Genomic DNA, 21483 nt, shown 5'->3' on the forward strand with positions numbered 1-21483 from the left:
TACACCCCCCATTTGCTATTTGATCTCTTTTCGGTGGAATACGAGAATACCGAGTACCCCGGAAACGGCTATTGTCAACAACGGCACGAGTAGAAGTGCTGGCCAATCTCCACTGTCGATACTGGGCTTACCGATATCGCTCACCCGTTTGAAGATGGAATAATCATACAAATTACTAAAGAAAGAGATCTTCGAACCTATACTGGCCAAAACCGTATCGATCATAAGGAAGAAAATCATTGAGAAGCCGATAGTTTTGCCGCTGTCGGTTAGGATTACGGTGAACAGCGCCCCGATGGCTGCATAACCAGCCGTGTACAATAACGTTAGCCCGAGGGCTCGCGGTATAAAAAGTGTAGTGCTTCCTTCCGGCAGATGACCGAAGCCCGAAAGCAGTGTGACTTCGACTGTGCTGACAATAGGAAAGACGAGCGAAATCGCCATGGCTCCAACTGCGAATACGATTAGTTTTGCTGCGAACAGCCGCCCTCTGGTGTTGCCCGAAGAGGCGATTGTCTTCATGACCCCTGTGGAATATTCGTTAGAGATAAAGAATCCAGCCAGAATGGCTACGCCGAATTTAATAATGTAGGCATTGCTTGAAATAAAGGTAGTCAGAAATTCAGCGCCGGTGATCTGAGGTTCCCCATTGGAGCGATGATCAAAATAATATAGCAATGGGTAAGCAAGCGAGAGGACGGAAAGAGCCAATAGAAAAGTCCAAAATGATCTATTCTTACGGAGCTTGAAAAATTCAACTCTGATCAGATTATACATTTGGATTCCCCCCAATCCGCTTCGTAAAATAACTTTCCAAGTCTTCACCCATAGGCATAAACTTCTCGATCTCGAGGCCCGCCGAGAATAACGCTGTTGATACTTTGCCTGGCTGCTCAATACGGCTATACAACTTGATGGTTCCATCCTGCATCACTTCGAAATCGGCCGTACCCAGCTCGTTCTGAATGACGGCTGTTGCCTTGCCCGGATCATCCACTTTGATAAATAAATACTGCTGACATTTCTCGTTTAATTCCTCCGCAGTGAGTTGTTCAAGCAACTGACCGTGATGAATAATGCCATAATGACTTGCCATTAAATGCAGCTCACTTAGAATATGACTTGAGATCATTATCGTAATGCCTAGCTCACGGTTTAGTCGCTTGAGCAGTTCGCGCATTTCGACGACACCCATCGGATCCAACCCATTAGTTGGCTCGTCCAGAATCAGAAATTCTGGATCTCCCAGTAAGGCGATGGCAAGACCTAACCGCTGCTTCATTCCAAGTGAGAAATTTTTGGCTTTCTTCTTTCCGGCGCCCTGCAGTCCAACTTGCTCTAGCATTCTAGGAACACAATCTTTGCCGGGAATACCACGTAGAATCCGGTTTGCTTCTAAATTTTCACTCGCAGTCATATGGGGGAATAAAGCGGGACTCTCGATAATCGAGCCGATTCGCTTACGAGCCTGGATCAGGGCTTGCTCTTCACTGGCTCCGAACAGCTCGATCGTCCCCTGAGTCGGAAAAGCAAGTCCGGTCACAATCCGGATTAATGTTGATTTTCCGGCTCCATTTTGTCCAATAAAACCATAAATAGAGCCTTTACGGATTGACAAATTGACTTTGTCCAGCGCTGTATGGCCCTTGAACTTTTTGGATAGCTGATTTGTTTTTAATACATACTCGTACATCTCGTCTTGGCCTCCTTTTCGTGATAGACCAAGTATAGAATTGAAAACATAAGAAGAGCTAAAGCCAAATCTTAAGAATGTCTTAAGGCTTGAGCCGATAACCTATGCCCCATACCGTCTCGATAAATTCGCTTCCTGGTGCGGCCTTGGTTAGCTTGCTGCGCAAATTGCTCATATGGACATTGACCGTATTATCGTCCCCGTAATATGGCTCGTGCCAGACTCTTTCATACAAATTCGCTTTCGTAAACACCTTTTTGGGGGCTGACAAAAGTAACGAGAGAATTTCAAACTCTAGAGCTGTGAGCGTCAGTTCCACACCATTTGCCGTAATCGACATCGCCTCTCGATGAAGCACAAGACCCTGATGCTGGAGCACGTTAGGCAAAGCCGATTGCGCAATCCGCGAATACAAACGCAGATGAGAATCGATCCGTGCAGAGACTTCCTCAACGTCGAAGGGTTTCGTAATGAAATCATCCGCCCCCGCCCGCAGGGCAGACACCTTGGTCTGGGGCTCACCCTTGGCAGAAATGATAATTACCGACATATCATCCCGCCCGGCAATCTTCTCAAGTAGTTCCTCACCCGACATGCCTGGCAGCATCAGATCCAGTAGCAGCATGCTCCATTGACGTTGCTCCAGATAGAGAAGTGCCTCCGTTCCCGAGTAAGCAGGTTGGGGAATATAGCCGCTTTTCTTGATAATGTTGCACAGCAATCGGTTGATGTCGCTGTCGTCCTCAGCAACAAGAATATGTATCGGGTTATTCATTTAATCTCCTTTTTTTACCTGAAATAGGTCGTTGTTCGGATGAATGCCTATTAAATAGGATAGCAGGTTTTAGATTCTGTATCCAGATTCAGCCAATTTGCATTTTGGTTATTCAAATATCTATGTCACCTATTCTCGTGAGACCATTTTTATATAGCAAAGAGACTCTTCTATTTAAATAGAGGAGTCTCTTTGCGGTGTTAAGGTATTTAGATAAATAGATTATGACCCGACTGATCGGCTTGGCCGAGGTAGTATCCAACGCCGCCGATTCCGACACCGTCAATCAGTTCTTCACGAGTGATGCCCATAAGATCCATGGACATTTGGCAGGCGACGATTTCCACACCTTGGTCGATAGCCATCTGAATCAATTCCTCCAAGGAAGAGATATTTTTGCTCTTCATTAGAGAGCGGATCATCTTCGAGCCCATGCCCATCATGTTCATATTTGAAAGCGTCAGCTTCCGGCTGCCGCGTGGCATCATGGCACCGAACATTTTACCGATAAAGTTTTTGTTAACAGGCACCTTCTCATCCTTGCGGATAATATTGAGGCCCCAGAAGGTAAAGAACATTGTGACTTTTTTGCCGCTGGATGCTGCTCCGTTGGCAATGATGAAGGAAGCGATCGCTTTATCCAAATCCCCGCTAAAAACAACCATTGTGCTTGCGTTGCTAGTTTGAATTACTTGTGCGCCTGTTCCGGTTGGTGTTGATGCTGAAGTCTCGATAACTCCTTTGCGCAGATAAGCTTCGATCATACCAGTAGGCAGCTTTGTTAGCTGCAAAAGCGTATTGTTGGACATACGAGCCCAAGCCTTGATATCCTCATAAAATCCGGGATCGGAAGCAGTGACCTTCAGGACTTGCCCGTCCAAGAGCGGGTCCATGCTCATTTTAACTTGGATCAGCGGCCCTGGGCAGCACAGTCCGCAGGCATCAAGCACGGAATCAGGTGTTGTGAAAGCTGTAGCGTTAACGGTTGGTGTAACTGTGCCAGTCCTAGTCCCAGTTCCAGTTCCAGTTCCAGTTCCAGGCTCTGTCATTGCTCCCGTTGCTGCGATTTCTTTACTGGCTGCTGGTGTACCAACGTTTGGCGTCAAGTTATCTTTTTTTTTAGGCGTAAATTGGCTAATCTGATAGGTTTTATAACCGCCGGTCAGATTCTTCACACGGTAACCTTTTTGCTGTAAAATCCGGGAAGCGGTGTAGCCTCTGAGTCCAACTTGGCAATACACCCAAATTTCTTTACTAGAGTCAAGCTCGCTTAGCCGACCACGCAGATCATCCACAGGGATGTTAATGGACCCTTCAATATGACCATTAGCATGTTCGATTTCCGAACGTACGTCAACTAAAATGGTATTGTTTTTGTCACGACCTTCTAAATCCTTAGGGACGAATACCGTAGTCAAACCATGCAAAATATTTTCAGCGGCAAAACCAGCCATATTCACCGGATCTTTAGCGGAAGAATAAGGAGGGGCATAAGATAGCTCCAACTCCGTCAAATCAGTGACTGTACCTCTAAAACGAATAACTGTAGCGATATCGTCGATACGTTTGTCTACACCACTGTAACCTACAGCTTGTGCTCCTAGCACCGTACCTTTTGGATCAAAAATCAGCTTCATAGATATCGGGGTTGCCCCCGGATAATAGGTTGCGTGTGAGCTTGGATGTATATAAATCACGTGATACGGCAGACCCAAACGTTGTAATGTTTTTTCATTATTACCTGTAGAAGCACCTGTGACTCCAAAAACCTTTATAATAGAAGTCCCTTGTGATCCTTTGTAAGTTGTGCCGAGACCACTGACGTTGTCCGCAGCAATCCGCCCTTGCTTATTGGCAGGACCAGCTAGTGGAATGGCGGTTTTTGTTCCGTTTACGAAATCAACCACCTCAACCGCGTCACCTACAGCGTACACTTGATCCAGATTGGTCTCCATCCGCTCATTGACTAAAATATGGCCGCGGGGACCGAATTCTAAGCCACTGTCCTTCAGAAAAGAGGTATCCGGAGAAACGCCGATAGCCAACAGAACCATATCACTTTGCAGTACAGTGCCACTTGCTAATTGCACCTGTATTTGTTCTCCCACCTCAGCAAACCCTTGGACCATATCGGAAAAAATAAGATTAACACCATGCTCGTCGAGTTCTTTTGCCAAAATAGAAGACATTTCAGTATCGAATGGAGCTAATATTTGTGGTCCTGCTTCAATTAAGGAAACTTCCAGACCAGCTTCTCTAAGGTTCTCAGCCATTTCCACACCGATAAATCCACCACCGATCACCACGGCTGAACGTGTGCCTTCCGCAGCGACTTTAGCTTTGACTTTGTCAGTGTCGGGAATGTTACGCAACATGTGTATTTTGGAACTCTCGATACCGGGCAGATTCGGACGAATCGGTTTAGCACCTGGCGATAAAATAAGCGCATCATAGCGCTCTTCATAGGAGCCTTTTTCTATGCTTTCTACTCGCACTTTTTTGTTCACGGGGTCGATAGACACGACTTCACTTTGAATCCGAACATCGATGTTAAAACGTTTGTGCATCGCCTCCGGTGTCTGCACCAGCAGCTTGGAGCGGTCCTGAATGGACCCACCGATATAATAAGGAAGTCCGCAATTGGCAAAAGAAATGTACGGATCACGCTCAAACATTACAATATGCGCATCTTCATCTAATCTCCGAAGTCGGGCGGCTGCTGACGCGCCTCCTGCAACACCGCCAACAATTAATACTTTTTTACTCATGATGACTTATTCCTCCCCTAAAAATAACTGAATCAGATGTTTGATTTTTTCGTCTTTAACAGAATAGTTAATCTCCAGCCCATTACGTTCGGTTTCAACGATGCCTAGTGATCTAAGCTTCTGTAAATGCTGGGACACCGTAGATTGTGGAAGATCGAGACAGTCCTGCATGAAGCTCACGTTGCAGCTGCCCTTTTCCAGAAGTCCCTTGATGATGCACAAGCGCACGGGATGAGCTATAGCCTTTAAGGTTTCGGCGGTTTGGTTATAGGCTTTGAAATTTTTGTCCATGGTAACGAACACCTCGCTTTACAATATCCTTATATCGTAATATTATGATATAAGGATATGAAAATCAAGTTATTTTTATAAAGGTGAAGGAGAGATGCTCGATGTCTTTTAAAATTTCAAAGGAAATTACCCCACAGCAAGTGGCGGAACGCTTGAAGAATGGCGAGACTCTTACCATGTTGGATATACGCGAACCCGCCGAATGGGTGGAGGGACATGTAATGGGTGCTAAACATATTCCGCTTGGACAGCTATTGATGCGCACAGATGAACTGGATTCTCATGGCGAGATAATTGTGATGTGCTTAAGTGGTGGCCGTAGTGGACTGGCTTGTGAGCTGCTGAGTGAAAAGGGGTATAACGTTGTGAACATGACGGGTGGATTAGGCGCTTGGACGGATGATTTTTTGGTACGGGAGTAATGATATGAGCATGATGGTTCGGATCCTACTGAGTATTTTAATTGTCTTTAGTATTGTGAGGTTTTTGCGTTATGCTTGGCCTGTTCGTTCACTTACTTATATAGAAGTTCGTGAGGTTCGCGAATTAGCGGATCAATCATTGGCTATGAAAATGCTCGATGTCAGGGATGCCGTTGATTACCAGAAGGACAGTATCCGTGGTTCGATAAATATTTCGCTGGGGCGGTTACCCTATGTCTGGCAGCACTGTCTATCTCCGGGCGATTCGGTCTTAATTCTTGCAGGAAGTTACTACAAAAGAAATAAAGCCGCGCGAATTCTTTATAAGCAGGGATTTCGTAAGCTATATGCGGTAAATGGTGATTTGTTAGGGAACAAAAGAACGCTCTCCGACATTTCTGTGAAAGGTTGTTGTGAAGGATAATGGATTTAGGGTCATTGATTTCTCGTCTCGCATTGAAGCTAGCGTGTCGAAGTCAGGGTGTCGATGGAATGATCTCTTTTGATGCCTATGGGCAAGGCGCTCGGCCTGCACATTTGCTAGGTGAGGGAAGGCAGTGAAGAGGGAGCAATATCACACTCAAGTTGAGCCGCTATATTAATGTTGCTAAGTTGTGATGTTGTGGCTAGGTCGCTATATTAATGTTGCTAAGTCGCGATGATGTAGCTAGGCTGCTAAGTCAATGTAACTAAGTCGCAATGTTATAGCTAGGCGGCTAAGTCAATGTAACTAAGTCGCAATCCAGTCAGCCTCATCTCGAACTCAGTTTTAATTGCATTTTGTGCAGTTAAACTTCAGTAGTTTTAGGAAAAGTAAGAGTTAACTGCACTTTGTACATCTAAATTTGATCATTTACGCCTAACTACCTAATGTTTCCTTTTTTAGTTGTAGAAAGTACAACTAAATGGACTTTTAGTGGGATAAGAGTTAAATAGTTGCATGAAATACAATTAAATAGAAAAATCACAGGTCGATAGCCAGTGAATAGTGGAGAATGGGGGACGGTTTTGGGCAATTTCAAAAAGGTAGGTCGAATAATTTTATTCTAGCGGAACTTAGTCAAACCGAGATTACTTTAACTGAACCTACTATACAAAACCTACTATATTGAGCTGAATCTAGTCATCTAACTCAAATGTAGTTTACTTAACCGTGATTGCTCTTGCTGAGTTAATTCTAACTGAACTGTAGTGATCTAACTGTAGCTGAACTTACTGTAGTGATCGAATTCTAGCTGAACTAATTTTAGTGATCTGACTCTAAATGAACTTACTGTAATGAGCTAACTGTAACTGAACTTACTTTAATGCGACTCACTTTAACCAATGTGATTTTTTAATAGGTAAGCATGTTTAGCTTGAGTGCTAACGTTGAATGTAGAGTGTCATTGACAGCATAAGAAGGCGAATACTATACTTTTGAGTAATAGGACGAAGCACGTCCCGCATCCATAATTGGGTGCGGGATTTTTTTATGCCAAGGAGGAGGAGAACGTTATGGGGTTTACGGAAGAACATCGTAAGTGGGTGGAAGATCATATTAGTCGAAGAACGGGAGAAAGACGGGGGAGATTGGAGCGGGGACATGGGCATGGTGAGCGGATGTTTGTGGAGAAGGTTTGGTGGCCAATGATGGGTCATTTTAATGATCTTCATCCTGAATATGAAGTGTTGGATTGGCGGGGATGGCCTTATTTTGTTGATTTTGCGTGGAAGCCTGGGCAGGTTAAGTTTGCTTTTGAGGTAAAAGGTTACGGTCCACATGTGCAAAACACAGATCGGACGCGTTATCGGCAGGAATTGAATCGAGAGACTTATCTACAAATTGCGGGTTATCGGGTAGTTGCGATACCCTATGATGATCTGGAAGCGAGTCCTGAGAATACTATTTTTTTGTTGAGATCATTACTGATGCCGTACCTCGCTTTAAGGACAGAAGAGAAGGAGGCGTTTAGCCGACTGGAGCGTGATATTTTGCAAATTGCGGTGCGTTCGAACGGGGACATTCGGCCTGTTGATTTGGTGAGGGAGCTTGGCATTGATCTGCGTACAGTTAGGAAATGTATGAGGTCACTTTGTGAGAAAGGTAAGTTTAAGCCGATAGTTTCCCAGGTGAGTGGGAGGGTTTGTCGTTATGAATATGTACATTCACTTAACGATATTCAGCTGTGGTGAATAAACGGTATAAATCCCGTAGATTGGAGGTGTGCAGTGAGAAGTGAGCAAATGAACGGTAGAAATCCCGCAGATTGTGGGCGTACAGTGAGAAGTGGGCAAATAAACGGTATAAATCCCGCAGATTGGAGGCGTGCAGTGAGAAGTGGGCAAATAAACGGTATAAATCCCGTAGATTGTGGGCGTGGAGCGAGAAGTGAGCAAATGAACGGTAGAAATCCCGCAGATTGGAGGCGTGCAGTGAGAAGTGGGCAAATAAACGGTATAAATCCCGTAGATTGGAGGCGTGCAGTGAGAAGTGGGCAAATAAACGGTATAAATCCCGTAGATTGTGGGCGTGGAGCGAGAAGTGAGCAAATGAACGGTAGAAATCCCGCAGATTGTGGGCGTACAGCGATAATTGAGAAAATGAACGGTAGAAATCCCGCAGATTGTGGAGATGGAGCGAATAATGAGCAAACCCATGCTCTCACACTCACATCATCCCCCCAAAATCTCTAATTATGACCTGATTTCTATTTAGATTGTTAAGGTGTTGCGGAGGAGGGGAATCTTTTATGATTAGATGGATAGGACGTATGGGTGTTTTTTCGAAGGAATGTCCTCGGGAATGAATGAAACCGCTATCAACAAGAGACGAAGGAGCGATTTTGATGGGAACAGATATAGCTAAATATCCATTTCAACAGATTGATTTACCTTTAAATGAGCGAGTGCAGGATCTGATCTCCAGACTAACACTTGATGAAAAAGTAAGCCTGATGCCTCAGTATCAAGCTGCCATAGAGCGTTTGGGTGTTGGGGCCTACAAGCATGGTACGGAAGCGGCGCACGGGATTTCTTGGCTTGGAAAAGCGACTTCTTTTCCTCAGCCGAGCGGACTGGCTTGTACTTGGAATCCAGAGCTGCTGAAGGAGATTGGTTCGGCCATCGGAGATGAAGCTAGAGCCTTTTACAAAAAGAATCCAACGGTGAACGGTCTGACGTTATGGGCGCCAACGGTGGATATGGAACGTGACCCGCGTTGGGGAAGAACCGAGGAAGCTTACGGCGAAGATCCAGAGTTGACCGGACGCCTCAGCACATCACTTGTGCAGGGAATCCAAGGTGATCACCCGGTCTATTTGAAAGCGGTAGCAACGCTGAAGCATTTCCTCGGCAACAATAATGAGATTGAACGCGGGAACTGCTCCGCGAGCATCGATCCGAGAAATATGCGGGAGTATTATCTGGAAGCGTTTAAGCCTGCTTTTCAAGAAGGTGGCGCACAGTCCATGATGACCGCTTATAACTCGGTGAATGGCGTGCCTGTTATTCTTCATCCGGCAGTAATGGATGTGGTCAAAGGCGAATGGGAAATGGATGGCTTTATCGTAAGCGATGCCGGCGATCTTTTTGGGATTGTGAAGGATCACAAGTATTATGAATCTTTTGCACAATCGATGGCTGAATCTATCAAAAATGGAATTGACAGCGTAACAGAAGAAACCGCAGAGACAATCAAGGTTCTTCACGAAGCACTAGACCAAGGCCTCTTAGCAGAGGAAGATTTGGATCGTGCGCTTGCCAACACTTTCAGAGTTCGTTTCCGTCTGGGAGAGTTCGATCCGGCTGAAGGGAACCCATACGCAGCGATCGACGATTCCGTTATACTTAGCAAAAAACATACCGTACTCTCCTTGGAAGCAGCGAAACAATCGATAGTATTGTTGAAGAATGACCAAGGTACATTGCCATTGAGCAAAAGCAGTCTGAGCAAATTGGCGATTATTGGTCCACTTGGTGATGAAGCTTTTAGAGACTGGTATTCTGGCACATTACCTTATGGAGTGACTCCGCTGCAGGGGGTTAGCAAAAAGCTGCCTGGTAAACACGTTACTTTTGAGAGTGGCGCAGATCAGATCATTCTTACTTCAGCTGCAAACGGCCAAGCCATTGGAATCACAGGTGAGGACGGAAGACTGGCTGTACAGCATGACATAGCAGCGCACGGAGAATTGTTCCAACATACAGCCTGGGGCTGGACTAGCAATACTCTGAAGTCGACAAGTCGCGGTCAGTATGTAACTTTAAGCGAAGCAGAGACTCTTACAGCATCTGCTGATGAAATTTACGGCTGGTTTGTAAAAGAATCGATTAACATCGTTCCGGAAAGCGAAGATACGGTATCTTTGCGGACCTGGAATGATAAAATGATCTCGGTGAATCCGGAAGATGGAACGCTGCAGGTGGCAGATCAGGATGCCAATGCGCAAGCACGTCTTTTCAAAAAGAACATCGTAACTAACGGCATAGAGGCTGCAGTAGAAGCTGCCAAGGCGGCTGAAATCGCTGTGGTTTTTGTGGGCAACCATCCACTCCTTAACGGAAAAGAAGAAATCGACAGGCCGGATATTGTGCTTCCAGAGGAGCAAGAGCGACTGGTCAAGGCTGTCTATGCAGCGAACCCGAATACAGTTGTAGTCATTGTCGGCAGTTACCCGATAACTTCCACTTGGATTGACGAGAACATCCCGGCTGTATTGTATACCTCCCACAGTGGACAAGAGCTGGGCAATGCGGTGGCAGAAGTTCTTTTCGGCGATTACAGTCCTTCCGGCAAGCTGAACATGACTTGGTTCCGTTCTGTAGAACAGCTGCCTGAGCTGATGGATTATGATATTATCAAAGGCAAAAGAACATATATGTACTTTGACGGAGAGCCACTGTATGCGTTTGGACACGGCTTAAGTTATGCCCAAATTTCCTACAGCAACCTAAGCCTAAGCGCTAAGGAGCTGCAAGCGAATGAGACGCTGAAAATTTCTGTTCAAGTAGAGAATACAGGCGTTGTTGATGGGGACGAAGTGGTGCAGCTTTATGTGCAAGCTCTGAATTCCCGGGTCAAACGTCCGATTAAACAGTTGAAGGGTTTTGAAAAAGTAAACCTAACCGCAGGTCAATCGCAAACCCTAGAGTTTACGTTACCGGTTGCCGAGCTGGCATTCTGGGATGTTACCCGTGAGCAATATTGCGTGGAAAATGGAGAGTATATGGTTCTGATCGGCCGTTCATCTGCTGACATCCAATTATCCGCTCAACTATCGGTCCAGGGGGACGTTATTCCGTCGCGTAATCTGTATATCAATACCAAAGCAGAGAATTACGATGACTACGAAGGCGTATATCTGGACGAGTGCAAAGCAGGCGGTGCTTCCATACATCCGGTAAAAGATGGCGCTTGGATCGCTTTTAAAGATGTATTGTTCGAGCAAGGGGCAGGAGCTTTTGAAGCCTTGGTATCCTCTGCAAAAGGTGGCACCCTTGAGATCAGAACGGGCAGCCCAGCAGGGAAGCTGGTTGGATCTGTGACTGTACCGTCGGGTGGCGTGTTGCAGCAGTGGAACACACTTACTGGTGAAGTGTCCGTGGAATCTGAAACTACCGATGTTTATCTCATTTTTAATGGTGAGGTACTGCTTAGCCGTTTTCAATTTAATCAATAAGATAAGCTAGAGCGCTTCATCCGCACGGTGCCGAAAAGTTATTAAGCCAAACTCAAGCTAAAATTCTCAGTATCATAAATGAGCATTAAAAAAAGGGCATTCCTGAAGGATCAGGGATGTCCTTTTCTTGTCGTTTCTTTGGATCTAATCACAACCGCCCCCGCCAGCATCTCCACCCCCACCGAAGTCTCCACCGCCACTATGTCCGCCGTCTCCACCCCAGCTATGCCCCCCGCTGTCAGGTCCAGAATGGTGATGCGAGTGATCTCCGTGGTGATTATGGTGGTGGTTAGAATGATTAGAGTGGTTAGAGTGGTTTGGATCCAGCAGATCCGGATGACTGGCAGCCATAAAAGACATGTTGGCGGCATCATTTTGCCTATTTCTATCAAAGGTACTTTTGTTTGAGCTCGAGCCATTACGTATTACGGCTTGTATAATAATAAATACAGCAACACCTACAAATAGTATCCCAAAAACCATAACGAACCGCTCCTTTCAACTCCAAAAATTAGTTACTAGCTGCTTTCGCCAAAAACTCAAGATTTCTGTAAAAAATACTCCCATAATTCCAGCCCAGATAAGGCTCGGGAATTTCTATATGGTTCACATTCACATTCATGTCTTCGCGTATCAATGATTCGCTAATATGGATTATATCATTTATATACCGTTTTATTTGCTGTAGATAATGTTTTTGAGTAACGGGCCCATGGCCGGGAACAATTATGTTCACATCTAAGCGCTCGACATAAGTAAGTGCCTCCAACCAGGATAAGGGATTACCGTCTACTAATAATGGATGATTATCAACTGCGACAATATCTCCAACAAAAGCTAAAGAATCGGATGGAGAAAATAGAATAGAATCGCATTCCGTATGGGCAGTACCCACCGATAGGAGTTCAACGGTCCTTGCCGAGCCATGTATAGTCATTTTGCGGTCATAAGTTAGTTGGGGAAGGGTTACTTCAAGCGTTAGTATAGACTCTTTGATTTCTTGTAAATAACCTATTTGCGAAAGGAGCTCTCGTTTTTTGGAATCGTTCAGTTCGAGCTCGAGAGATGTATTAAGCTTCGTAAGATCTTCTTCAAGATTAGGAAGCAGTTTCTTCATTCGGGCAAGCCAGTCTGGTTGAGTTTTTATCATGAGCTCTCTAGTTCTACTGGAGGATATGATTACTTCATCCGAGAAGAATTGGTTCCCTCTAACGTGGTCTCCATGCCAATGGCTGTTGACGATGTATTTGATAGGTTTATTAAAATAATACAGAGCGGCATCCCTAAGATCTTTGCCAGCTTGTGGAGTGTTGAATGTATCAAAGATTAATGTGTAATCACCCATATCTATCAAACCGGCATTACTCATGGCTCCGCCTTGCTCCTTCGCTTCAAGGCAATAAATGCCTTCCACTAGAGGGACGCAGTTAAAATGTCTGGAAAGAAACATGAATTAACCTCTTTTCCTAGATAATCGAATGAAATTTATATCTATTTTATAATTTTATGGAATTTTATACTGTGATTTAATTACGCTAGTAATAGAAAAAAGGTTGCTTTTATACGCCCGATTTGCTACCATACGATGTAACTTAATCATTTATTTGTTTTCTAGGGTTCCGCAGCGGGTGCACAGCTGGTCTGGTCCGAGGGAAAACGCACGAACATTAAGTTTGTGTCTACACGGAGGGATAAAAGCCCGGGAGGTATCGCCATTTGGCGATGACCTTCCGGGCTTATTTGTTTGTCCGTGGGCAATCATAAGTTATGGAGAATTGAAGGAGGGCTTGAAATGAAAAAGAATTCAGAGTGGCTGAAGGTAGTTGGCGCTGCGATTTTCGAAGTCATGTGGGTCATAGGTTTAAAGCATGCTTCAAGCGTGTGGGAGTGGCTGATTACAGTTGTAGCCATAATCATAAGTTTCTATGTCATTATTTCAGCAAGCAGTAAATTACCGGTGGGTACCGTATATTCTGTATTTGTTGGGCTGGGGACGGCAGGAACAGTCATTGCGGACATGGTTTTATTCGGTGAACCCTTCAAGCTAATGAAGCTGGTACTGGTGGTTATTTTGCTGGCAGGAGTTATAGGTCTGAAAATGGTAACTAACGAAACCAAAGATATCAAAGAAACTGAAATAAAGGGGGAGTCTTAAATGGCATGGGCATTTTTGGTTGTTGCAGGATTGTTTGAAATGTTCGGAGTGGCTATGATCAACAGGTTGAATAAATACCGGAATCTGCAGTCGTTTTTGCTGCTCTTCCTTGGTTTTGGAGGAAGTTTTCTTTTTCTATCATTTGCAATGAAAAGTTTGCCTATGGGCACAGCTTATGCGGTATGGACGGGGATCGGTGCATCCGGTGGAGCAATTTTGGGGATGCTTTTATATGGGGAGGCCAAAGACTGGCGGCGGGTTATCTGTATTTTTATGATACTGGGAGCCGCAGTGGGGCTGAAGTTGATAGCGTAGTTAGCAATCAATTTGTTGCTTTTTCTCTCCTAAAGGAAAGATAAGTTATAAATTAGACACGATTCAGATGTTTCGAAAGGGTCATAAAGGTCGTATAAAGTAAGTATACAATTTATCGGTAAGGAGATTTTTACAATGACTAAGGATTCAATCGAGCATTTGGCTGAAATTGTGAAAGTGAACCGAGCTAACCGCATGCTGCTTCCAGACGGTACCTCTGTGCCTAGAATAGGACAGGGAACTTGGAATATGGGTGATGATGCTTCCCGTAGAGAGGATGAAATTGCTGCTCTTAGATTAGGCGTGGAATTAGGCATGGATTTGATAGATACGGCGGAGATGTATGGGGAAGGAAACTCAGAGCTTTTAGTAGGTGATGCTATTAAAGGTATTCGGGATGACGTTTTTCTGGTATCCAAAGTATACCCACATAATGCCGGCAACGAGAATCTTATTCGCAGCTGTGAAGAAAGCTTGCAACGACTGAATACGGATCATCTGGATCTCTATTTACTGCACTGGCGGGGAGATATTCCGCTTGAAGTGACTGTGGAAGGCATGGAGAAACTGGTCTCTCAAGGTAAAATAGCAAGATGGGGTGTATCGAACCTTGATGTTGACGATATGAAAGAGCTGCTTAGTATAGCTGGGGGAACTCACTGTGCTATGAATCAGGTGCTGTATCATTTAGGGTCGAGAGGCATCGAAGCTGAATTGCTGCCATGGCAGAAAAGTCACCGCATGCCCGTAATGGCGTACTCTCCGCTTGCACAAGCAGGCGCGCTCCGCAAAGGGGTTATCGAAAGTGAGGCAGTTCAGGAAATTGCCCGTATTCATAACGCAACACCACTACAAATTATGTTAGCTTGGACGATCCGCGAGGAGGACATCATTACGATTCCGAAAGCTTCTTCACGTGAGCATGTAATTGAGAATGCTGCTGCAGGTTTAATTACGCTGAGTGAAGAAGAAAGATGGAAGCTGGATGAGGCTTTCCCGATACCTTCGTGGAAAGTGCCGCTGGATATGAGTTGATATAGCTGTCAAAGAGCTCGCCGTTGAGGCGGGCTTTTTTATATGAAAGAGATAAGGGGGAGTCTCTATAGGACACAGATGATCTTAAACGCAGAATTATGCCACTTTTGGAGGAATATCGGACACCATAGTCGCTATTAGCATAAATGACACCGATTATGAGCCCATTTCTCTGGAATAGTGTCACTGGAGTCCGGAAACTTACTCAAAAGGCTCTAAATTAGCAAATAGCGTCATCTGAGTCCGAAGCAACATCGGGAGCGTAAATAATAAACAACGTGGGTTCGTAAGCATCATGGATTCGTCGTAGTACCAATGGCGGGATCAGCGGGCAACGGGGTTCATGAGCATAAGCACAATTGGTTTTTAAAAGTAATATCGGGGTTTGTAAACACCACTGGGGCGCAAGTGACACAGGTCGTAAGCCCCGACCCAAAAAAGAGCAGCAATCCTTCAAAAAGGATCGCTGCTCTTTTAAAAATAAGAACTTAGCTGTTCTCAATAATCGTTTGCAGTGTAGTGCGGTCGAGGCCTTCTACCAGTTTAACTAACAGCTCTTTAGCAGCTTCGTAGTCATCGCTATGAATAACTGATGAAGCAGTATGAATGTAGCGGGAGCATATTCCGATGACTGCGGAAGGAACGCCGATGCCACTTACATGAACCTGACCTGCATCTGTTCCACCTTGGGAGACAAAATACTGGTATTTGATCTTGTGAGTATCCGCTGTGTCTTGTACATATTCGATTAAGCCGCGATGTGTAACCATCGTAGGATCATAAATGCGCAGTAGAGCGCCTTTACCCAAATGGCCAAAGGCTTGGCTATCACCGGTCATATCGGCAGCAGCGCTCGCATCCAAGCCGAAGAAAATGTCTGGGGACAGAAGATTAGCGGCTGTACGTGCTCCACGAAGTCCGACTTCCTCTTGTACGGTAGCACCAGCATAAACAGTATTAGGCAGTTTTTTTCCGTGTAATGATTTAACCAGCTCAATGGCGAGACCTACGCCATAACGGTTGTCCCACGCTTTAGCCATGATTTTTTTAGGGTTGGCAAGCGGGGTGAACGGACAGATCGGTAGTATTTGTTGACCTGGTCTGACGCCAAAGCTTTCTGCTTCTTCACGGCTGTCTGCACCGATATCAATATACATTTTGCTAATTTCGCCCGTCTTGCCGCGTTCTTCTGCGCTTAGTAGGTGGATAGGCGTGCTGCCAACAACACCGGTCAATGTGCCTTTTGGTGTAATGATTTGGAGACGCTGGGAAGCAACAGCAGAAGCAAGCCATCCGCCTAGCGGTTGAAAACGAATCATCCCGGTGTTAGTAATTCCGGTGACCATAAAGCCCACTTCGTCAAAATGTCCAGCGACCATAATTTTTGGCCCGTTTTCCTCACCGCGCAAGACGCCGAACAGACTTCCGAGACGATCCTGCACGAACTCTTCGGTATAAGGTGTCATAGCATCCTTGACGTAAGCGCGGAGTTCGCGCTCAAAGCCCGGGGCTGCAGGGAATTCGGTAAGTGTTTTGAATAGATCCAATGTTTCTTGATTCATTTGAAATCACTCCTTTATTAAAATATAAGGACGTATAAGCTTTGCGTTTTGCATCATCCTTATAGTTCTACGAGAAACGGTTGCCATTCAAAATGGACGACAACGTTATTTCTTCCTGCCACTTAGTATGAACATTGTGAGCTCACTTGTCCATGCTAAAGAGACAAATGAACACCCGGCGAACGCTCCGCGAATACAATGCAATAGGGGCTCTGGTGGCAGGAGCTTTAGAAAGGATGCGAAGGAAATGAGGGTAGCAGGTAGTGTACCCAAAAGAAGGGTGCAGGGAGGATACTCCAAAAGAAACCTAAAGGTTAGCGGAGCGCGCAGACGTTACTGGCGCCACAACTCTCTGGAAAAGGAAGCAGTGCTTATTCTTGTGCTGTTCTTGCTGCTGATAGTTGTGTTACTGTATTTTTCCTGAATTGGAGGGACATAACGAAGCGGGGTATGGCAAACAATAAGGAAAACTTCTAAGCGAAGAAACAACTTGAGGGGCTCAAAGTGAGTACTACTATGATGCTTGTCAGCCCCCTTCGCCTAACTTTCAGGAGGTGCCCTCAATGCCGGCGAAAACGAAAAAATCGGGTGTCAAGCTGAAGCTTGATACCCTGACCCCGCAAGATTACGAGAAATTGTCCAAGCCCTTTGTACCCGCTAGGCCCGTATTCAAAAACTGTGTGCGAGCATTTCTTGCTGGCGGCCTAATCTGTGTAATTGGACAAGGGATTCAGGAGGCTTATATGGCAATATTCGATATGACTTCCAAAGAAGCCGCAAGTCCGACTGTAGCGACGATGATTCTACTCTCTGTAATCCTGACCAGCTTTGGCGTGTATGACAAACTGGCCCAATGGGCCGGTGCAGGAACTGCGGTTCCGGTTACTGGATTTGCGAACAGCATGTGCTCAGCAGCTCTTGAACATCGTGCGGAAGGACTTGTGCTCGGTGTGGGCGGCAATATGTTCAAGCTGGCGGGTTCAGTCATCGTATTTGGTGCCGTTGCTGCTTTCATAATTGGTATCGTTTATCTCTTTTTAGGCGTTGGCGGAGGTGCACATACATGAAACAGCTTGGCAGTCAGACTTGGGAGTTCACGAGCCGTCCCGTTATTTTAGGCTCTTCCGCTGTAGTGGGTCCTGAAGAGGGAGAGGGTCCATTAACGTCAGATTTTGATTTTATATTTGATTCCTTGGAAATGGGTGAAAAAACATGGGAAAAGGCTGAGCGGGCTCTTTTCGAAAAAGCCTCTCTACTGGCACTGATTAATGCAAACCTGGATAAGGAGAAGCTGGAGTTTTTTGTTGGCGGAGATTTGATGAACCAGATTATCAGCAGCTCCTTCGCGGCAAGAAAATTAGGTGTGCCTTATCTTGGAGTGTTTGGTGCTTGCTCCACTTCCATGGAGAGCCTTGCGATTGCCTCTATGATCGTTGATTCCGGAGGCAGCAAATACGTGCTCGCGGGAACATCCAGCCATAACTGTACGGTGGAGAAGCAATTTCGTTATCCTACCGAATACGGTTCACAGAAGCCGCCAACGGCGCAATATACGGTCACAGGCTCTGGCTGTGCTGTAGTAGGTCAGAATGATGGGACTGGCAACAATCCGGTAGTGGTCTCGGCCACTCTTGGACGAATAATGGATCTCGGTTTGACAGATCCTTTTAATATGGGAACAGCGATGGCACCGGCGGCGGCGGATACGATCACTGCGCATTTTCGGGATACCGGATTATCCCCCGGGCATTATGACTTAATTGTTACAGGTGATCTTGCATCTGTAGGCTTGCCCATAGCGAAAACCTTATTAGCTAAAGAAGGGATTCCAATGGAGCAAACAACCTTTGATGATTGCGGTTTGCTTATCTACGATTTGGAGAAACAGAAGTATGTGATCGCCGGAGGAAGTGGCTGCGGGTGTTCCGCGGTAGTGACTTATGGTCATATACTCAAGCGTATTAAAAAAGGTGAACTTAAACGGGTGCTGATTGTGGCAACTGGAGCCTTATTATCCCCATTGTCATACCAGCAGGGAGAGAGCATTCCGTGTGTGGCTCATGCTGTTGCTATAGAAAGTGGAGGTGGAGTTTAATGATGATTTACTTATGGGCTTTTCTGATCGGAGGAGCCATTTGCGTTATAGGCCAGCTGATGTTTGATGTATTGAAGCTGACACCTGCACATACGATGAGTACATTAGTTGTAGCCGGAGCGATTGCTGATGCTTTTGGCATCTACGATCCACTTGTGAAATTTGCGGGTGCGGGCGCAACCATTCCAATCACAAGCTTCGGTAACTCTTTGGTCCATGGGGCATTGACAGAGCTGGAACGGGATGGCTGGATCGGTGTAGTTACAGGGATTTTTGATATCACGAGCGCAGGGATTTCGTCAGCGATTGTGTTCTCCTTCCTGGCTGCATTGGTTGTTCGGCCTAAAGGATAATGGGATTTTAGCGCTTTAGATTAGAACCTGCGGGACATTGTGTTCTGCGGGTTTTTGCTTTGTTTACACTTCGTAAGCTTCAACAATGTACTTTGGGTCCCCTAATCATGTAAAATATAAATATTACTGCTTATTCTGACCTAGGAGGATCATATATGCCCGTTCGTCAAGAATCAATGCACATCATGAATGCTGTCCGTAATAATCTAGAATCCTGCATACTTGGAAAATCATTTGAAATACAATTGCTGCTAACAGCGCTGCTTGCCGGTGGCCATGTTCTGATTGAGGATGTACCGGGAACAGGAAAGACCCAGCTTATTCGCGCACTTTCCAGATCAATGTCCGGAGAGTATCGCCGGATACAATGTAATCCGGATATTCTTCCGAGTGATATTACCGGTGTATCTGTGTATCATCCGAGAGACGAGATGTTTCATTTCCGCCCGGGTCCAGTGATGACGAATATCCTGCTGGCCGATGAAATTAACCGAGCCACCACAAAGACACAATCCGCCCTTCTGGAAGTGATGGAGGAACGAAATGTAACCGTAGATGGGGAGACCTATCCGCTGCCGCATCCATTTATGTTGTGCGCCACCCAGAATCCGATAGATTTTGAGGGAACCTACACGTTGCCGGAAGCTCAGTTGGATCGGTTTATGCTAAGAATCAGTCTTGGTTATCCTGATGCAGCAACCGAAAAAAATCTATTGTTGAGCCATCAAGAAGGTCAACCAGTGGACAGGCTTACGGCTGTCACTAGTATGGAGCAGATCGCTAGTATCCAGGAGGAGATTCGTGAGATTTATATGAGTGATCCTGTACTGAATTACTTGTTAGATATTGTGCGCCAGACAAGAGAGCATCCGCTTGTATTGCTCGGTGCAAGTCCACGAGCTTCGTTATCGTTTATGCTGGCTTGTAAAGCTTATGCTTTCTTACAGGGAAGAGATTATGTGCTTCCAGATGACGTAAAGGTGCTTACTCCATTTGCCTTGGGTCATCGTATATTGCTGCGTCCAGAGTCGCGCCTAGATAATGTTAGCGTAGATTCACTGCTTCAAAAGCTTCTGCAGAGCATTCAAGTGCCTGTTACGATGAGGCAATAATATGAGACGTTATTTGTCTACGGTGGCAGCTCGCATTCAGCCTACTAAGTTCGCCAGCATCCTTGTAATTTGGAGTATTACGCTCTTATATGTACTATTTCAGGGCGGTAAAACTGCATTTATGTTGTTTATTATGGTCTCTGTACTTATTGCATATCTGATTGCTGGAGGTTTAGGAGGCGTTCGGCGGGCTAAGGGTGTTCGCAGTTTTTATGCCGAACAGGATAAGGGAGATTTGCTCTCTGCCGGGGGGTATCTTCGTGTAGGTCTGAAGGTCACAATCCCGGGGATTTTGCCTTTACCTTATGTAGTTGTTAGGGAAGTTCTGAAACGGCATAATGGCGAATCATGGGTATTTGAAGAAAGTCTGATTCCCAGCCTCAGAGGACTTGGGGAACTGCGGTTTCAGACACCAGTACTGGAACGGGGCACTTACACATTTTCAGATACGGATATCATCAGCCAAGATATTTTCGGCCTTGTCGAGCATAAAGGTACTTTTTTGGCTGAAGGACAGTTTCAAGTGTTGCCTCGTGCAATCTATGTTCCGCGCTGGCAGTTATATGAAAGAAAATCCCGTCTTTCTGGGCCACAGACCTCTGTTGTTCAATCACGACGTGAGACTACCCAAATTAACGGTGTACGCGACTACGTATATGGCGATCGCCTAACACGCATTCATTGGAATGCAACGGCAAAGACAGGCTCGTGGAAGTCCAAAGAGTTCGAGCATGAGTCGATTCCCAAGACCATTCTAGTTCTGGACGGCTCTGCTTCTGCTTATATGAATTCGAATCAATTTGAACTCGCAGTCTCCGTCGCAGCCTCACTACTTGGATTCGGCATTCGAGAGCGAATTGGGATCGGTCTTTGCTGCTTGGATAAAACCACCAAGGTATTTGCACCTGTTGAAGGCGCTGCTGAGCGTCAGAAAATGATTCAATATTTGATCGATCTTAACGCTGAAGGGCACGGTCCACTCATTTCCCGTTTGGAAAAAGGTTACCGTATGTTCCCTAAAGGCTCATACTTCGTGCTAATTAGTCCTCAACGTGGTCAGCCTGTACTGGATGCACTACGTTGGGCTGACAGCAGAGGGATGACTCCGTCGCACATTCATATAGGGAATTTATCAGAAACGAATAGCAGCACAGATTGGACAGACGTTCTAAGATCACGGGGGATTACAGGCTACAGCATTAGCTCACTGCAAGAGCTTCCCATAGTATTAGGAGGGGAAGTCTGAT

The 21483-nt window shown here is 45.6% G+C and carries 20 protein-coding genes and 1 riboswitch; of the genes, 12 read left to right on the top strand and 8 right to left on the bottom strand.

The window, feature by feature from the left end; genetic code table 11:
• Positions 1 to 15: 15 nt before the first annotated feature.
• The 5 genes from NST40_RS07375 to NST40_RS07395 all read right to left on the bottom strand — a co-directional run bounded on the left by NST40_RS07375 (position 16) and on the right by NST40_RS07395 (position 5527).
• A complete protein-coding gene (locus NST40_RS07375) occupies positions 16 to 777 on the bottom strand; it encodes an ABC transporter permease (protein ID WP_076141190.1) in 762 nt (253 codons plus the stop codon).
• The gene (locus NST40_RS07380) at positions 770 to 1693 is read right to left on the bottom strand and encodes an ABC transporter ATP-binding protein (RefSeq protein ID WP_076279587.1); all 924 of its coding nucleotides are present in this window, start codon (positions 1691 to 1693) and stop codon (positions 770 to 772) included. The genes NST40_RS07375 and NST40_RS07380 overlap by 8 nt, the downstream gene beginning before the upstream one ends.
• A gap of 82 nt (positions 1694 to 1775) precedes the next feature.
• A complete protein-coding gene (locus NST40_RS07385) occupies positions 1776 to 2468 on the bottom strand; it encodes a response regulator transcription factor (protein WP_342410555.1) in 693 nt (230 codons plus the stop codon).
• Positions 2469 to 2677: 209 nt separating this feature from the next.
• The gene (locus tag NST40_RS07390) at positions 2678 to 5236 is read right to left on the bottom strand and encodes an FAD-dependent oxidoreductase (RefSeq protein WP_342410556.1); all 2559 of its coding nucleotides are present in this window, start codon (positions 5234 to 5236) and stop codon (positions 2678 to 2680) included.
• 6 nt (positions 5237 to 5242) lie between these two features.
• Positions 5243 to 5527: a metalloregulator ArsR/SmtB family transcription factor gene (locus NST40_RS07395; protein WP_036675735.1), complete on the bottom strand. Its 285-nt coding sequence runs from the start codon at positions 5525 to 5527 to the stop codon at positions 5243 to 5245.
• Positions 5528 to 5628: 101 nt separating this feature from the next.
• Here NST40_RS07395 and NST40_RS07400 point away from each other — a divergent pair, with 101 nt between their 5' ends.
• The 4 genes from NST40_RS07400 to NST40_RS07415 all read left to right on the top strand — a co-directional run bounded on the left by NST40_RS07400 (position 5629) and on the right by NST40_RS07415 (position 11609).
• The gene (locus NST40_RS07400) at positions 5629 to 5949 is read left to right on the top strand and encodes a rhodanese-like domain-containing protein (RefSeq protein WP_076185313.1); all 321 of its coding nucleotides are present in this window, start codon (positions 5629 to 5631) and stop codon (positions 5947 to 5949) included.
• Positions 5950 to 5953: 4 nt separating this feature from the next.
• Positions 5954 to 6373: a rhodanese-like domain-containing protein gene (locus NST40_RS07405; protein WP_076185312.1), complete on the top strand. Its 420-nt coding sequence runs from the start codon at positions 5954 to 5956 to the stop codon at positions 6371 to 6373.
• A gap of 1073 nt (positions 6374 to 7446) precedes the next feature.
• Positions 7447 to 8124 (top strand): winged helix-turn-helix domain-containing protein, encoded by a 678-nt coding sequence (locus tag NST40_RS07410; protein WP_076220878.1) that lies wholly within the window; start codon positions 7447 to 7449, stop codon positions 8122 to 8124.
• Positions 8125 to 8777: 653 nt separating this feature from the next.
• Complete coding sequence (locus tag NST40_RS07415) at positions 8778 to 11609, top strand: glycoside hydrolase family 3 C-terminal domain-containing protein (RefSeq protein WP_342410557.1); 2832 nt, start codon at positions 8778 to 8780, stop codon at positions 11607 to 11609.
• Between the two features lie 144 nt (positions 11610 to 11753).
• On the opposite strand, the gene NST40_RS07420 is transcribed toward NST40_RS07415, so the two are convergent.
• The gene (locus NST40_RS07420) at positions 11754 to 12092 is read right to left on the bottom strand and encodes a hypothetical protein (RefSeq protein WP_076220329.1); all 339 of its coding nucleotides are present in this window, start codon (positions 12090 to 12092) and stop codon (positions 11754 to 11756) included.
• Between the two features lie 28 nt (positions 12093 to 12120).
• Positions 12121 to 13059, bottom strand: coding sequence for an MBL fold metallo-hydrolase (locus tag NST40_RS07425; RefSeq protein WP_076277852.1), 939 nt, complete (start codon positions 13057 to 13059; stop codon positions 12121 to 12123).
• A gap of 150 nt (positions 13060 to 13209) precedes the next feature.
• A riboswitch (guanidine-I (ykkC/yxkD leader) is annotated at positions 13210 to 13317 on the top strand.
• 84 nt (positions 13318 to 13401) lie between these two features.
• Between NST40_RS07425 and NST40_RS07430 the strand changes: the two genes are divergently transcribed.
• The 3 genes from NST40_RS07430 to NST40_RS07440 all read left to right on the top strand — a co-directional run bounded on the left by NST40_RS07430 (position 13402) and on the right by NST40_RS07440 (position 15114).
• Positions 13402 to 13764 (top strand): multidrug efflux SMR transporter, encoded by a 363-nt coding sequence (locus NST40_RS07430; RefSeq protein WP_036675723.1) that lies wholly within the window; start codon positions 13402 to 13404, stop codon positions 13762 to 13764.
• Positions 13765 to 14079 carry a multidrug efflux SMR transporter gene (locus NST40_RS07435; RefSeq protein ID WP_076125196.1) on the top strand — a complete coding sequence of 105 codons (315 nt, stop codon included), beginning with the start codon at positions 13765 to 13767 and terminating at the stop codon, positions 14077 to 14079.
• A gap of 135 nt (positions 14080 to 14214) precedes the next feature.
• Positions 14215 to 15114: an aldo/keto reductase gene (locus NST40_RS07440; RefSeq protein ID WP_342410558.1), complete on the top strand. Its 900-nt coding sequence runs from the start codon at positions 14215 to 14217 to the stop codon at positions 15112 to 15114.
• Between the two features lie 488 nt (positions 15115 to 15602).
• On the opposite strand, the gene NST40_RS07445 is transcribed toward NST40_RS07440, so the two are convergent.
• On the bottom strand, positions 15603 to 16676 hold the full coding sequence (locus tag NST40_RS07445; RefSeq protein ID WP_076185305.1) for a M42 family metallopeptidase: 1074 nt from the start codon (positions 16674 to 16676) through the stop codon (positions 15603 to 15605).
• 563 nt (positions 16677 to 17239) lie between these two features.
• Between NST40_RS07445 and spoVAC the strand changes: the two genes are divergently transcribed.
• The 5 genes from spoVAC to NST40_RS07470 all read left to right on the top strand — a co-directional run bounded on the left by spoVAC (position 17240) and on the right by NST40_RS07470 (position 21482).
• The gene (spoVAC, locus tag NST40_RS07450) at positions 17240 to 17743 is read left to right on the top strand and encodes a stage V sporulation protein AC (RefSeq protein ID WP_076125192.1); all 504 of its coding nucleotides are present in this window, start codon (positions 17240 to 17242) and stop codon (positions 17741 to 17743) included.
• Positions 17740 to 18771 (top strand): stage V sporulation protein AD, encoded by a 1032-nt coding sequence (gene spoVAD, locus NST40_RS07455; RefSeq protein ID WP_036675714.1) that lies wholly within the window; start codon positions 17740 to 17742, stop codon positions 18769 to 18771. The genes spoVAC and spoVAD overlap by 4 nt, the downstream gene beginning before the upstream one ends.
• A gap of 2 nt (positions 18772 to 18773) precedes the next feature.
• On the top strand, positions 18774 to 19124 hold the full coding sequence (spoVAE, locus tag NST40_RS07460) for a stage V sporulation protein AE (RefSeq protein WP_036675923.1): 351 nt from the start codon (positions 18774 to 18776) through the stop codon (positions 19122 to 19124).
• A gap of 155 nt (positions 19125 to 19279) precedes the next feature.
• Positions 19280 to 20236, top strand: coding sequence for a MoxR family ATPase (locus tag NST40_RS07465; protein WP_076125188.1), 957 nt, complete (start codon positions 19280 to 19282; stop codon positions 20234 to 20236).
• Position 20237: 1 nt separating this feature from the next.
• Entirely contained in the window at positions 20238 to 21482 is a 1245-nt protein-coding gene (locus NST40_RS07470) for a DUF58 domain-containing protein (protein WP_076104720.1), read from the top strand.
• Position 21483: the final 1 nt, after the last annotated feature.

The sequence above is a fragment of the Paenibacillus sp. FSL R10-2778 genome, assembly GCF_038593035.1.
GTDB lineage: Bacteria > Bacillota > Bacilli > Paenibacillales > Paenibacillaceae > Paenibacillus_AQ > Paenibacillus_AQ odorifer.

Excerpts from the sequence above, each read along its gene's own strand:
- NST40_RS07375 (WP_076141190.1), bottom strand. The coding sequence starts at position 777 with ATGTATAATCTGATCAGAGTTGAATTTTTCAAGCTCCGTAAGAATAGA.
- NST40_RS07380 (WP_076279587.1), bottom strand. The coding sequence starts at position 1,693 with ATGTACGAGTATGTATTAAAAACAAATCAGCTATCCAAAAAGTTCAAG.
- NST40_RS07385 (WP_342410555.1), bottom strand. The coding sequence starts at position 2,468 with ATGAATAACCCGATACATATTCTTGTTGCTGAGGACGACAGCGACATC.
- NST40_RS07390 (WP_342410556.1), bottom strand. The coding sequence starts at position 5,236 with ATGAGTAAAAAAGTATTAATTGTTGGCGGTGTTGCAGGAGGCGCGTCA.
- NST40_RS07395 (WP_036675735.1), bottom strand. The coding sequence starts at position 5,527 with ATGGACAAAAATTTCAAAGCCTATAACCAAACCGCCGAAACCTTAAAG.
- NST40_RS07400 (WP_076185313.1), top strand. The coding sequence starts at position 5,629 with ATGTCTTTTAAAATTTCAAAGGAAATTACCCCACAGCAAGTGGCGGAA.
- NST40_RS07405 (WP_076185312.1), top strand. The coding sequence starts at position 5,954 with ATGAGCATGATGGTTCGGATCCTACTGAGTATTTTAATTGTCTTTAGT.
- NST40_RS07410 (WP_076220878.1), top strand. The coding sequence starts at position 7,447 with ATGGGGTTTACGGAAGAACATCGTAAGTGGGTGGAAGATCATATTAGT.
- NST40_RS07415 (WP_342410557.1), top strand. The coding sequence starts at position 8,778 with ATGGGAACAGATATAGCTAAATATCCATTTCAACAGATTGATTTACCT.
- NST40_RS07420 (WP_076220329.1), bottom strand. The coding sequence starts at position 12,092 with ATGGTTTTTGGGATACTATTTGTAGGTGTTGCTGTATTTATTATTATA.
- NST40_RS07425 (WP_076277852.1), bottom strand. The coding sequence starts at position 13,059 with ATGTTTCTTTCCAGACATTTTAACTGCGTCCCTCTAGTGGAAGGCATT.
- NST40_RS07430 (WP_036675723.1), top strand. The coding sequence starts at position 13,402 with ATGAAAAAGAATTCAGAGTGGCTGAAGGTAGTTGGCGCTGCGATTTTC.
- NST40_RS07435 (WP_076125196.1), top strand. The coding sequence starts at position 13,765 with ATGGCATGGGCATTTTTGGTTGTTGCAGGATTGTTTGAAATGTTCGGA.
- NST40_RS07440 (WP_342410558.1), top strand. The coding sequence starts at position 14,215 with ATGACTAAGGATTCAATCGAGCATTTGGCTGAAATTGTGAAAGTGAAC.
- NST40_RS07445 (WP_076185305.1), bottom strand. The coding sequence starts at position 16,676 with ATGAATCAAGAAACATTGGATCTATTCAAAACACTTACCGAATTCCCT.
- spoVAC (WP_076125192.1), top strand. The coding sequence starts at position 17,240 with ATGCCGGCGAAAACGAAAAAATCGGGTGTCAAGCTGAAGCTTGATACC.
- spoVAD (WP_036675714.1), top strand. The coding sequence starts at position 17,740 with ATGAAACAGCTTGGCAGTCAGACTTGGGAGTTCACGAGCCGTCCCGTT.
- spoVAE (WP_036675923.1), top strand. The coding sequence starts at position 18,774 with ATGATTTACTTATGGGCTTTTCTGATCGGAGGAGCCATTTGCGTTATA.
- NST40_RS07465 (WP_076125188.1), top strand. The coding sequence starts at position 19,280 with ATGCCCGTTCGTCAAGAATCAATGCACATCATGAATGCTGTCCGTAAT.
- NST40_RS07470 (WP_076104720.1), top strand. The coding sequence starts at position 20,238 with ATGAGACGTTATTTGTCTACGGTGGCAGCTCGCATTCAGCCTACTAAG.